This window comes from Streptomyces sp. NPDC033966 (assembly GCF_055575955.1).
Genome location: NZ_JBVIRQ010000006.1, coordinates 290029 through 301773 on the forward strand (window position 1 = coordinate 290029; position 11745 = coordinate 301773).

At 74.1% G+C, this 11745-nt stretch carries 13 protein-coding genes; 6 read left to right on the plus strand and 7 right to left on the minus strand.

From position 1 onward, the window contains the following. Nucleotides 1-28 precede the first annotated feature (28 nt). Both ACZ518_RS19490 and ACZ518_RS19495 read left to right on the plus strand, forming a co-directional pair. Nucleotides 29-1357 (plus strand): VWA domain-containing protein, encoded by a 1329-nt coding sequence (locus ACZ518_RS19490; RefSeq protein WP_469114223.1) that lies wholly within the window; start codon nt 29-31, stop codon nt 1355-1357. A gap of 16 nt (nt 1358-1373) precedes the next feature. Beyond that, nucleotides 1374-2375, plus strand: coding sequence for an FHA domain-containing protein (locus ACZ518_RS19495; protein WP_469114224.1), 1002 nt, complete (start codon nt 1374-1376; stop codon nt 2373-2375). On the opposite strand, the gene ACZ518_RS19500 is transcribed toward ACZ518_RS19495, so the two are convergent. After that, entirely contained in the window at nt 2372-3382 is a 1011-nt protein-coding gene (locus ACZ518_RS19500; protein ID WP_469114225.1) for a methyltransferase domain-containing protein, read from the minus strand. The two genes, ACZ518_RS19495 and ACZ518_RS19500, sit on opposite strands and share 4 nt — an antisense overlap. Before the next feature lie 112 nt (nt 3383-3494). Here ACZ518_RS19500 and ACZ518_RS19505 point away from each other — a divergent pair, with 112 nt between their 5' ends. From ACZ518_RS19505 to ACZ518_RS19515, 3 genes are all read left to right on the plus strand, one after another. Further along, nucleotides 3495-3899, plus strand: coding sequence for a globin (locus ACZ518_RS19505; protein ID WP_469114226.1), 405 nt, complete (start codon nt 3495-3497; stop codon nt 3897-3899). Between the two features lie 159 nt (nt 3900-4058). Next, nucleotides 4059-4262: a hypothetical protein gene (locus tag ACZ518_RS19510; protein WP_469114227.1), complete on the plus strand. Its 204-nt coding sequence runs from the start codon at nt 4059-4061 to the stop codon at nt 4260-4262. Between the two features lie 10 nt (nt 4263-4272). Further along, nucleotides 4273-4620: a DUF1036 domain-containing protein gene (locus ACZ518_RS19515; protein ID WP_469114228.1), complete on the plus strand. Its 348-nt coding sequence runs from the start codon at nt 4273-4275 to the stop codon at nt 4618-4620. Nucleotides 4621-4709: 89 nt separating this feature from the next. Here the strand turns inward: ACZ518_RS19515 and ACZ518_RS19520 are convergent, their stop codons facing one another. From ACZ518_RS19520 to ettA, 3 genes are read right to left on the minus strand one after another with little or no spacing between them, the layout of a single operon-like run. Then, on the minus strand, nt 4710-5468 hold the full coding sequence (locus ACZ518_RS19520; protein WP_469114229.1) for a DUF8010 domain-containing protein: 759 nt from the start codon (nt 5466-5468) through the stop codon (nt 4710-4712). Next, the gene (locus ACZ518_RS19525) at nt 5465-5932 is read right to left on the minus strand and encodes an acyl-CoA thioesterase (protein WP_469114230.1); all 468 of its coding nucleotides are present in this window, start codon (nt 5930-5932) and stop codon (nt 5465-5467) included. Before ACZ518_RS19525 ends, ACZ518_RS19520 begins: the two co-directional genes overlap by 4 nt. Nucleotides 5933-5941: 9 nt before the next feature. Further along, nucleotides 5942-7606 carry an energy-dependent translational throttle protein EttA gene (ettA, locus tag ACZ518_RS19530; RefSeq protein ID WP_469114231.1) on the minus strand — a complete coding sequence of 555 codons (1665 nt, stop codon included), beginning with the start codon at nt 7604-7606 and terminating at the stop codon, nt 5942-5944. Nucleotides 7607-7805: 199 nt separating this feature from the next. Here ettA and ACZ518_RS19535 point away from each other — a divergent pair, with 199 nt between their 5' ends. Next, nucleotides 7806-8387, plus strand: coding sequence for a hypothetical protein (locus ACZ518_RS19535; RefSeq protein WP_469114232.1), 582 nt, complete (start codon nt 7806-7808; stop codon nt 8385-8387). On the opposite strand, the gene ACZ518_RS19540 is transcribed toward ACZ518_RS19535, so the two are convergent. From ACZ518_RS19540 to ACZ518_RS19550, 3 genes are all read right to left on the minus strand, one after another. Then, complete coding sequence (locus tag ACZ518_RS19540; RefSeq protein ID WP_469114233.1) at nt 8372-9856, minus strand: phosphatase PAP2 family protein; 1485 nt, start codon at nt 9854-9856, stop codon at nt 8372-8374. The two genes, ACZ518_RS19535 and ACZ518_RS19540, sit on opposite strands and share 16 nt — an antisense overlap. Nucleotides 9857-9888: 32 nt before the next feature. Beyond that, nucleotides 9889-11262 carry a TQXA domain-containing protein gene (locus tag ACZ518_RS19545; protein WP_469114234.1) on the minus strand — a complete coding sequence of 458 codons (1374 nt, stop codon included), beginning with the start codon at nt 11260-11262 and terminating at the stop codon, nt 9889-9891. Between the two features lie 68 nt (nt 11263-11330). Further along, nucleotides 11331-11738 carry a single-stranded DNA-binding protein gene (locus tag ACZ518_RS19550; protein ID WP_469114235.1) on the minus strand — a complete coding sequence of 136 codons (408 nt, stop codon included), beginning with the start codon at nt 11736-11738 and terminating at the stop codon, nt 11331-11333. Between the last annotated feature and the right edge of the window lie 7 nt (nt 11739-11745).

Genomic DNA, 11745 nt, shown 5'->3' on the forward strand with positions numbered 1-11745 from the left:
CAGCCGGCCCGGAGGAGGAGACCGACCGATGGCGAACTTCGCCAAGCCGAGCGCACCCCGCTTCAACGTGGAGGTGTACCAGAACGAGTTCCTGCCCGCGGGCGGGCGCGACGTGCACGCCATCGTGACGGTCACCTCCACCGGCGGAGCCACGGCCACCGCCGCGCACGCGCCCGGCGGCCAGGACGCGGCCGTCGTGATCATGGTGGACTGCTCCGGTTCCATGGAGTACCCGCCGGACAAGATGCGCGGCGCCCGCGAGGCCACCGCCGCCGCGATCGACACCCTGCGCGACGGCACGGCCTTCGCCGTGATCGCCGGGACGCACGAGGCCAAGGAGGTCTACCCCGGCCAGGGCGGCCTCGCCACCGCCGGGCCCGCCACCCGCGCCCAGGCCAAGGAGGCCCTGCGCGGCCTGCGGTCGGGCGGCGGCACGGCCATCGGGACGTGGCTGCGGCTCGCCGACGGCCTGCTGCGCCGCACCCCGGCGACGATCCGGCACGGCATCCTGCTCACCGACGGCCGCAACGAGCACGAGGACCCGGCCGTGCTGCGCGCCACCCTCGACGCCTGCGCCGGCCGCTTCACCTGCGACGCCCGCGGGGTGGGCACGGACTGGGAGGTGAAGGAGGTGACCGGGATCGCGAGCGCGCTGCTCGGCTCCGCCGACATCGTCGCCGATCCGGCCCATCTCGCCGAGGACTTCACGCGCATGATGGAGCAGGTCATGGGCAAGGAGGTCGCGGACGTCGCGCTGCGCCTGTGGACCCCGGTCGGCGCCGAGGTCCAGTACGTCAAGCAGGTCTCGCCCTCCGTCCACGACCTGACCGGCCGCCGTACCGAGGCGGGCCCACGGGCTGGGGACTACCCGACCGGCTCGTGGGGCGACGAGTCCCGCGAGTACCACGTGTGCGTCCGGGTGCCGGGCGCCTCCGTGGGCCAGGAGATGCTGGCCGCCCGGGCCTCGCTGGTCCTGCCGGGGCCGGACGGCGGACCGCGGCCCCCGCTCGCGCAGGGACTGGTCCGGGCGGTGTGGACGGACGACCTGGCCGCCTCGACGGCCATCAGCCCCCAGGTGGCGCACTACACGGGACAGGCGGAGCTCGCGGAGGCTATCCAGCAGGGCCTGGAAGCCCGCAAAATGGGCGATGTCGACAGCGCGACGGCGAAGCTGGGCCGTGCCGTGCAGTTGGCGAGCGCCTCCGGGAACGCCGACACCGCCAAACTGCTCGCGAAGGTGGTGGATGTCGTGGACGCGGTGGCGGGTACTGTGCGGCTGAAGGCGAAGGTCGCCGATGCCGACGAGATGACCCTTGAAACGCGTTCGACGCAGACCGTCCGAGTGAAGAAGACCTGAGAAGAAGCCTGACGCGATGACGCAGGAAAAAGGGGGAACCGCCGCGATGCCGACCTGCCCGAACGGCCACCAGTCCGCCTCCGACGACTGGTGCGAGGTCTGCGGCCTCCGCATGACCGCCCCCGCCGCCGCCCCCGCTGCGCCTTCCTACGGCTACGGCTACCCTCCCACCGGCGGCGAGCCGACCGCCCAGGCCGAACTGTGCCCGCAGTGCCGGACCCCGCGCGAGGCGATGGCCCCCTTCTGCGAGGAGTGCCGGTACAACTTCCTCACCCGCTCGGCGACCCCGTACGCCGCCGAGCCCGCACCGGGCGGGGTCCAGGGCGCCGCCGGGCCCGGCACCGGCGCGGTGGCCACCCCGCCGCCCCCGCCGCCGGCCCCGCCCCAGCCGGTGTTCTCCCAGGACCACTTCGAGTACCAGGGCTCCCGCCCGTCGCGGGTCAACCGGCCGGCGGAGCCGCTCCAGGGCGAGGACGACTGGCTCCTCCAGCCGCCCGCGCAGGAGCAGCCCGTACCGCAGCCGGTGCAGCCGCAGCCCGTACCGCAGCCCGAGTACCAGCAGCCGGAGCCGCCGCAGTCCGAGCCCTTCGCGGCCCCGGACCGCAGCGGCAGCGCGTCCTGGTCCGCGACGATCGGACCCGACCGCTCGTACTTCATGGCGATGATGCAGCGCAGCGGTCCCGAGGCCGCCGCGCTCAACCTGCCCGCCTACTCCCCGGAGCTCCACCTCCCGCTCTCCGGCGGGCAGATCACCATCGGCCGCCGCCGCGCCTCCACGGGCGAGGCGCCGGACATCGACCTGTCGGTGCCCCCGGAGGACCCGGGCGTCTCCCACCAGCACGCGGTGCTGGTCCAGCAGCCGGACCTGACCTGGGCCGTGGTCGACCAGAACTCCACCAACGGCACCACCATCAACGGCGGCGAGGACCCCATCCAGCCGTACGTGCCCGTGCCCCTCGCCGACGGCGACCGCGTCCACCTCGGCGCCTGGACCACCATCACGGTCCGCCGGGGCTAGGGCCTGTCCGGGGTGGCCGGTCCGCCCTCCCCCAGGGGCCACACGTAGGGCCCCTGGGGATCGTCGAGCCAGGCCCACTGCCCCTCCGGGGTGACCGTGACCCCGAACCGCTCGCGCGCCGGCCGGCCCTCGCCGCGCCACAGGTCGAGCGCCTCGCGGGGGTGGAGCACGTCCGCGGTCAGGATCAGCAGGAACTGGAAGCGCTCGTTCTCCACCAGTTCGTACGGGATCCCGTGCAGCGGCCCGGTCGCCCCGGGCGGACCCGGCGCGGCCGTGGCCCCGCGCAGCGGCACGAAGTACGCGGAGGTGTGCAGGAAGCGGCCCTCCGCGAAACCGGCGTCCCGGACGGTCAGCGCGATCAGCCCGGTCGACAGCGGGGCCAGGATCCGCGCCCCCGGCCGGCACTGGCCGAGCCAGGCGGGCGGGATCAGCGGCAGGGTGCAGGTCACGAGGATCCGGTCGAAGGGCGCCCGGGCCGGGCAGCCGCGCGCCCCGTCGCCGGTGACCACGGCGGGCCGGTAGCCGAGCCGGGCCAGGTGGGAGCGCGCCGACTCGGTGATCTCCTCGTCCAGGTCCACCGTGGTGACGAGGCCGTCGCCGAGCCGGTGGCAGAGCAGGGCCGCGTTGTAGCCGGTTCCGGCGCCGATCTCCAGCACGTTGTCCCCGTCACGCACCTGGAGCGAGTCCAGCATCTTCGCCATCAGGGAGGGCTGGCTGCTGGAGGAGACGAGCTCGCCGTCGCGCAGCCGCGTCGCGAGCGGGGCGTCGGTGTACACCCCGCGCAGCCAGCGGGCCCGGCGCTCGGGGTCCGGGTCCTCGCCCCACAGCCGCTCGTACCCCGCTCCACGGCCGGTCCAGAAGTACGGCACGAACAGGTGCCGGGGCACGGCGGCGAAGGCCGCCCGCCAGGCCGGGTCCTCCAGCACGCCGGCGGCGGTGAGTTCCCGGACCTGGGCGGCGTGCGCCGTCTCCCGCAGGTCCTTCTCCGCGGCCTTCCCCGTGCCCATGTCTCCACTGTGCTGCGGGCGGGCCCCGGGTGCGACCTCTCGGCCGCCGGGCCGGGCACCGGGCGGTCCTAGGACCGGGGTCCTCCGTCCGGGCGTCTGAGACGATGGTCGGGTGAATGACGACGCGCAGAGCACGGTCCAGGAGACGACCTTCTACGAGCAGGTGGGCGGCGAGGAGACCTTCCGCCGTCTGGTCCACCGCTTCTACCAGGGGGTCGCGGGGGACCCGCTGCTGCGTCCGATGTACCCGGAGGAGGACCTCGGGCCCGCCGAGGAGCGGTTCGCACTGTTCCTGATGCAGTACTGGGGCGGCCCGACGACGTACAGCGAGCACCGCGGGCACCCGCGCCTGCGGATGCGGCACGCGCCGTTCCAGGTGGACGCGGCCGCGCACGACGCGTGGCTCGCCCACATGCGCGTGGCGGTGGACGAGCTGGGGCTCGCGCCGCACCACGAGGCGCAGCTGTGGCGCTACCTGACCTACGCGGCCGCCTCGATGATCAACACCGCGGGCTAGACCCCGCGCAGTACGGGCCCCTGCAAGCGGCCGTACGCGGGCCCCCGGACGAGCGTCCGGTCCAGGCCCGTACGGGGCACGGGCGGGCGGGCCGCGATACCCGGCGCACCCTTCCGGGAACCTCTCCGTCGCACCAGCATCGACGGAACTGGAGGTTCCATGTCACAGGACACTGCGGACGCGGTGGATCCGAAGACCGACGCGGACGCGGAGGCACTGGACCGCGCCCTCGCCACGGGTCGGCCCGCCGCGGCTCCCGGCCCGCACGAGAGTACGAGCGCGTCCCATCCCGGCCGCGGTCCGGCACCCGTGTACCAGTCCGACGGAAGTCCGGCCGCCCGCAGGCAGCCGGACTCGGAATAGGAGGCGCGTCATGTCCATGAGGTTCCAGAACAACTACCACCGGGAAATCTGGACGATGGTCGAGCGGCACCAGCCCAACTGCTCCGACGGCAGCAACTGGGTGAAGGAGGGCTGGTGGCGGATCGGCCCCGGTGAGAGCGCCGTCGTCTACGGCGGTGACGTCAGTGCCGTCAACCAGATCTGGTACTGCTACGCGTACTCGGGCGACGGCGTCGAGTGGCGGGACCGCTTCCAGGAGACGGTCCCGCACCGCGCCTTCGAGTGGTGTTCGAACACGTCGGACGGCGAATCGCGGACGATCCTCATGAACGAGTTCGTCGTGAGCCGCCCGAACCACGTGCACTCGTTCAACCCGTAACCCGGCCCAGCGCACGGTACAGGTTCGTCCGCCCCCCGTTGTCCGGTGGGCGGACGAGCCTGATCCGGAAGACGTGCCCTGGACGGTCCCTAGACGGGCCGCACCTGGATGGCGCCCAGGCCGGCGAGGGCGCCGGGACGGCGCAGGGCGACGGAGCCGTACGGGGTGCGCAGCCGCAGCCACCCCCCGGAGGCGAGCAGCTCCAACGGGTCCGGGGCGCCGGTGGCGGAGCCCCCGGAACCGGAACCGGAAGCGGAGGGGACGGCCGCGGGGCCGGCGGGTACCGCGGCGCGTACCGGGCGCAGGAAGCCCAGGGACTGGGCGGCGTGCACGGCGCGCAGCGGCAGCTCGGTGTCGCCGAGGGTCCGCGACCAGATCTCGCGGCCGATGCGGTCCCGCTCGGAGCGGGTCCGGTGCTGCGGGGGCAGGGCCTCGTCGCGGGCGCGGAACTCGGCGACGGCGGCGGCAACGGCCGCGCGTACCGCCTCGGCGGCGGGCAGGCCGGGGACCGGACGCCAGCCGCCGCGGGGCGGCAGGACCCCGGCCCAGGGCGGGCCGGTGACGGGGCCGGGCACGGTCACCGCGGCGCCGCTCTCGTCGACGGCCTCCAGCAGCTCGCCCGCGGAGACGGTGACGTCCAGCGGGGTCGCGAGGGGCTCGGCGAGGCGTGCCGTGCGGACGGCCAGGACGTCGAAGGAGGGCGGGCGTCCGAAGACGGCGAGCGCGCCGCCGCCCGCCGCCGCCTGGAGGCGTACGGCGGCGGCACGGTCGTAGTGCACCAGCCGGCCCAGGAAGGCGGCGAGGTCCGCCGCCTCCCCGGAGTCCGCGAGGCGCAGCTGTCCGCTCATGCCGCGAGGCGCCTTCCGGCGGCCGCGGGAGCGTCCTCGGGCTTGTCGAGGTACTGCTCCAGGAAGTGCCGTTCCTCGTCGGTGATGCGGCGGGGCCGCCCCTCGGCGAGGTTGTAGGGCACGACGACCGTCTCGGCACGGACGTAGACGGTCTCCGGCGCGTCCTCGGTCGCCTCGTCCTTGACCTCGTAGCGGATGGTCAGGGACGCGGCGCCTATCCGGGTCACCCAGGACTCGATGAGCACCGGCTCGTGCCGGTGCACGAGGGGCAGCTTGTAGTCGATCTCGTGACGGGCCACGACGGAACCGCCCGTGAAGGAGTCGCTGCCCTCCCCCGGCGCCAGGCGGAACATGAAGTCGATGCGCGCCTCCTCCAGGTAGCGGAGGAAGACGACGTTGTTGACGTGCCCGAAGGCATCCATGTCCGCCCAGCGGAGGGGGCACCGGTAGTGGTGTCTGGCCATGACCGCGACCTAGCCCCGGGTGAGCTTCTTGTAGGTGGCGCGGTGCGGACGGGTGGCGTCCGGGCCGAGCCGCTCGACCTTGTTCTTCTCGTAGGACTCGAAGTTGCCCTCGAACCAGAACCACTTGGACTCGCCCTCGTAGGCGAGGATGTGCGTGGCCACCCGGTCCAGGAACCAGCGGTCGTGGGAGACGACCACGGCCGCACCGGGGAACTCCAGCAGCGCGTTCTCCAGGGAGCCCAGGGTCTCGACGTCGAGGTCGTTGGTGGGCTCGTCGAGGAGCAGCAGGTTGCCGCCCTGCTTGAGGGTGAGCGCGAGGTTGAGGCGGTTGCGCTCACCGCCGGAGAGGACGCCGGCCGGCTTCTGCTGGTCCGGGCCCTTGAAGCCGAAGGCGCTGACGTACGCGCGGGACGGCATCTCGACCTGGCCGACGTTGATGTAGTCCAGCTCGTCCGACACGACCGCCCAGAGGCTCTTCTTGGGGTCGATGTTGGCGCGGCCCTGGTCGACGTACGAGATCTTGACGGTCTCGCCGACCTTGATCTCGCCGGAGTCCGGCGTCTCCAGGCCCTGGATCATCTTGAAGAGCGTGGTCTTGCCGGCGCCGTTGGGGCCGATGATGCCCACGATGCCGTTGCGCGGCAGCGTGAAGGACAGGTCGTCGATGAGGACCTTGTCACCGAACGCCTTGGAGAGGTTGTTGACCTCGACCACGATCGAACCCAGACGCGGGCCCGGCGGGATCTGGATCTCCTCGAAGTCGAGCTTTCGCATCTTGTCGGCCTCGGCCGCCATCTCCTCGTAGCGAGCGAGACGGGCCTTGGACTTCGCCTGGCGGCCCTTGGCGTTGGAGCGGACCCACTCCAGCTCTTCCTTGAGGCGCTTGGCGCGCTTCTCGTCCTTCTTGCCCTCGACCTTGAGGCGCTCGGCCTTCTTCTCCAGGTAGGTGGAGTAGTTGCCCTCGTAGGGGTGCGCGCGGCCGCGGTCGAGTTCGAGGATCCACTCGGCGACGTTGTCGAGGAAGTACCGGTCGTGGGTGACGGCCACGACGGCGCCCTTGTACTGGGCCAGGTGCTGCTCCAGCCAGTTCACGGACTCGGCGTCGAGGTGGTTGGTGGGCTCGTCGAGGAGCAGCAGGTCGGGGGCCTCCAGCAGCAGCTTGCAGAGGGCCACGCGGCGCTTCTCACCACCGGAGAGGTTGGTGACCGGCCAGTCGCCGGGCGGGCAGCCCAGCGCGTCCATGGCCTGCTCCAGCTGGGCGTCGAGGTCCCACGCGTTGGCGTGGTCCAGGTCGTCCTGGAGCTTGCCCATCTCCTCCATCAGCTCGTCGGTGTAGTTCGTCGCCATTTCCTCGGCGATCGCGTTGAACCGGTTGAGCTTGCCCTTGATCTCGGCGACGCCGTCCTCGACGTTCGCCAGGACCGTCTTGGACTCGTCGAGCTTGGGCTCCTGCATGAGGATGCCGACGGAGTAGCCGGGCGACAGGAAGGCGTCACCGTTGGACGGCTGCTCGATGCCCGCCATGATCTTCAGAACGGTGGACTTGCCAGCGCCGTTGGGGCCGACCACACCGATCTTCGCGCCGGGCAGGAAGTTCAGGAAGACGTCGTCCAGAATCACCTTGTCGCCGTGCGCCTTGCGCGTCTTGCGCATGGTGTAGATGTACTCAGCCAAGAGAAACCGTCCGGCAGATCGATGGTGGGCAGATACACCCCATCTTGCCGTACGTCCATCCCCTGGGGGAAACCAGTACGGGCCCCCCGGAGCCCCCGCGGGTCCCCGGCCAGGGAAGGGTGACCCTGAGTACCACTGGTATTACGAGTACGACAGGTGCCGCAGGCACCACGGGTACGACGCTCCGGGGGGAGACCTGATGGACGGCTGGCTGCTGCCGCTCGCGATAGCGCTCATCGGCATGACGGGCACGCTCTTCGCGCCGCTGCTGACGCAGCGGCTCGTGGGGCGGGTCCAATCCGAGCAGTTCGAGCGGCAGGAACGGATGGCCGAGGGCCAGTGGCAGCGCGAGCAGCGGGCGGCCGAGCTGGACGTCCGCCGGGCCTGCTACGTGGCGGCGATGGCCGGGTACCGGCGCTACCGGATCGAGCTCATGAACTTCCTGTGGCTCGTCCACAAGACCCGGACTGCACAGGCCGCCGGGGACAGGGCCACCGGCCGGGCCGAGCTGGAGGCGGCCCGGCAGGCGATGCACCTGGCGTTCGCGGAGGCGCAGCTGGTCGGCTCGGAGCCCGTCGTGGCCGAGCTGGACGCGACGGCCGCACGGCTCGCCGAGGCCTTCTACCGGATCCTGCGGCTGGACGAGGGCGACCCACTGCCCGACGGCGGCTTCGAGGCGGTCAAGGCGGACCTGCTCGGGCTCGGGGAGCGGTGGAAGGAGATGCGCGCCGTGATGCGGGCCGACCTGGGGACGGACGCCCGGCTTCAGCGGGGCCGGTAGACGACCAGGGCGTCGGGGAGGGTGTCGAGGACGAGCGCGGCGGGGGCCGGGGCGTACTCGCCGTCGTAGGCGAGCGGGGTGCCGGGCGGGATGTCCGCGACGCGCAGCCGGCGCAGCCGGGTGGCGACGTGGACGGGGGACCGGCTGAGCGGGCCCGCGAACGCGGCGGCCAGCAGGCGCGGGCCGGGGCGGCCGCCGCCGTGGACGACCCGCAGGTCGAGCAGGCCCTCGCCGAGGCCGGCCCGGCGGCGGGGGGCCGGGCCGGTGCCCTGGTAGGTGCCGTTGCCCGCGAAGAGGAGCCACGCGCTGCGGGGCCGCCCGGCCAGGGTCAGCCGTACGGGCCGCTCGGCCCGCAGCACCCGCCAGGCCGCCAGCACCGCGGCCGGCCCGCCCCCGATCCGCGGCGCCCACCGCAACCGGTGCCGCAGCAGCTCGGGATAGGCCCCGATGCTGAAGTTGTTCAGGAAGTACCGGACCCCCTGCCCGGCCCCGCCGGCCGGGGTGATGCGGCCCAGGGAGACCCGGACCGCCTGGCCGGTGGCGAGGGCGCGGCAGGTGTCCTCCGGGCCGGTGAGGCCGAGGTCCAGCGCGAAGTGGTTGAGGGTGCCGCCGGGGAACACCGCGAGCGGCACCCCGGCCCGCAGGGCGGCGGTCGCGGCGGCGTTGACGGTGCCGTCGCCGCCGTACACCCCGAGCACCGCGGCCCTGTCCGCGGCCGCCGCCATAGCGGCTTCCACCCCGTCCCCCGCGCACTCCACGATCTCCGCCCGCGGCAGCCGCTCGCGCAGTACGTCGAGCCCCGGGCCCCCGGCGGCCGTGCCGGACGCGGCGTTCACCACGACCGTCAGCCCGGCCCCGTCCGGCAGTGCGGGCGCGCCGGCCGCCGGGCGCTCGTCGCCGGGGACGGCCCGCGCCTGCTCGGCTCGGCGCCTGAGACCGCGTACGGCGAACCCGGCAGCGATCCCGAGGGCCGCGCCCGCCAGCACGTCGGACGGGTAGTGCACGCCGGTGTAGACCCGGGAGAAGGCCACCGACGCGGCCACCGGGGCCACCGCGGCCCCCCACCCGGGGGATTCCAGGGCGAGGCCGGCGGTGAAGGCGGCGGCCGAGGCGGAGTGCCCGGACGGGAAGGAGGTGGTCCACGGCGCCACGGCCGGCAGCCGCACGGCGGGCACCCCCTCCAGCAGCGGCCTGGGCCTGCGCACGGACCACTTGCCGACGGTGTTGATGGTGGCCGAGGCCAGCGCCAGCGAGGCGGCCGCGGTCAGCGCCCCCTTGCGGGCCCGGGGCGAGCCGAGGACGGTGATCGCCGCGGCGGTCCCGCCCCACAGCACCCCGTGGTTGGCGGCCCGCCCGAGGGCGGGCAGCACCCGTTCGGCTCCGGGCCAGTGCCGCTGGGCCACGAGGTCGAACAGCCGTCGGTCCCAGGCCGCGAGGGTGCCCCGCCAGGTCAGTCTCTGATCAGCCACCTCCCGCCCCTACCCCGGGCCGCCGCCCGGAATCACCCCTCGCCGTCCTCCCCCTCCAGCGGCCGCTTGCGCAGCAGCAGGACGACCATGCCGCCCAGCACCACCAGCCCGACCGCGAGGGAGGCGATGACCGGGGTGGCCGCGGAGCTGCCGCTGGTCGCCAGCCGCTCCTCGTCCGGGGAGTCCGACCCGGCCGTGGCGGACTCGGCGGCCGGCGCCACCTCGGACGCGGCGGCCAGCTGGCCCACGGTGCCGGCCGTGCCCGCCCGGGCGTCCGGCGGCTGCGGCCAGACGGCCGTGGCGGTGGCGGCCGCCGCGGACTCGCTGGAGCCGGCCACGATCTGCGCCTCGGCCGGGATCCCGCTGGTGAAGACCCGCCCGACGGGCACCTTCGTGGAGCCGTGCACGGTCACCGAGGCCGTCCCGTCCGGGGTGCCGGCGGGCACCTCGAAGTACAGCCGGCTGCCGTTGGCCGCGGAGGTCAGCGGCCGCCCCTCCGAGTCGACCACCCGCACCCCCATGGCGGTGGCGGCCGCGTCGGGGGTGACGGTGACGCTCTGCGCACCCGTCCGGACGGTGACCGGGCCCAGCCGGGTGCCGACGGCCCCCGTCAGCGGACCGGACACCTGGCCCGGGTCCAGCCCCAGCGACGCCGGGGGCTCCGGCATCCGGCCTGCCTCCCGCTGGAGGTAGTCGGCGAGCAGCTCCGCCGCCGGGTCGGCCGCCTCGACCTGTGCCCCGTCGGCCAGCCGCCAGATCGCCACCTGGGTCCCGGCGGCCGCGCTCTCCGCGGTCAGCGCCCCGGCCCCGGCCGCCTTCGCCAGCCCGGCCAGGTCGTTGTGCTGGGGGTAGGAGTGCTCCAGGACCCAGCGGATCCGGCCGCCCGCATCGGTGTTCCCGGCGAGCGGGCTGCCGCCCCAGCCGCTCTCCGTGTACCGGGCCTGGGGCTGCGCGTAGCCCGCGACCCCGACTCCGTACGTCTGGAGCATGCCGCCGCCGTCGACCCGCATCTCGTACAGCCCGGCGGGGATCTGCCGGACCGAGCCGTCCCCGGCGCGCAGGACCGCCTGCCCGTACGTCTTGAGGCCGTCGAGCACGGCGCTCGCGCCCCCGGCCGCCCGGCCGGCGGCGGCCGGGCCGGAGTCCGCCGCGGCGCGGGCGCCGGGCGCGGCGGTGAGGGCCGCGGCCAGCAGGGCCGCCGCCCAGGGCCGGCGTACGGAGCCGCGCGCCGCAGCCGCGGCGCCGGCGGCCGCGCCGGAACCACCACCGAATGGAAGCGGAACCTCCGGCCGGACCGGTCCGGCCTCGGGTGGGACGGTGGGCGCGGAGGCCGGCCCGCCCGCGGACGCGGTGGACGCCGCGCGGGGCTCGGAGGATGCGGAGGATGCGGGAACAGCAATCGACACAGTTCTCCCCTTCGGGCCGAAGACCAAGGTGCCCGTGAGTACCGGGGAATCCTAGCCGCCTCGAACACTCAGACCACCGCCGCCTTCTGAGGGCCCATCAGCGGGGTGTCCGTCTTGACGACCCTGCGGAAGGCCGCCGTTCCGCGGTTGAGGTCGTGTCCAACGGCGATCGCGTCGATGTCCGCCGAGAACCAGCGGACGCCCTCGCCGTCGGGCGGCCCCTCCCGGACCCGCAGACGCCCGTGCACCACCAACGGTTCCCCGACCGAGACGGAACTGGCCAGGTTGACCGCCAGCGCCCGGCGCGCCCACACCGTGTAGAAGCTGGTGGGGGCGTCCGTCCAGGTTTCCGTGCGCCGGTCGAAGTACCGGGGGGTCACCGCGAAGCGGAATCTCGCGGACGGCCCGGTCACGGCCTCCTTGAAGTCGATCTGCGTCGCCACGTGCCCCACCAGCGTCACCAGGGTGTCGTTCATCCCGGCC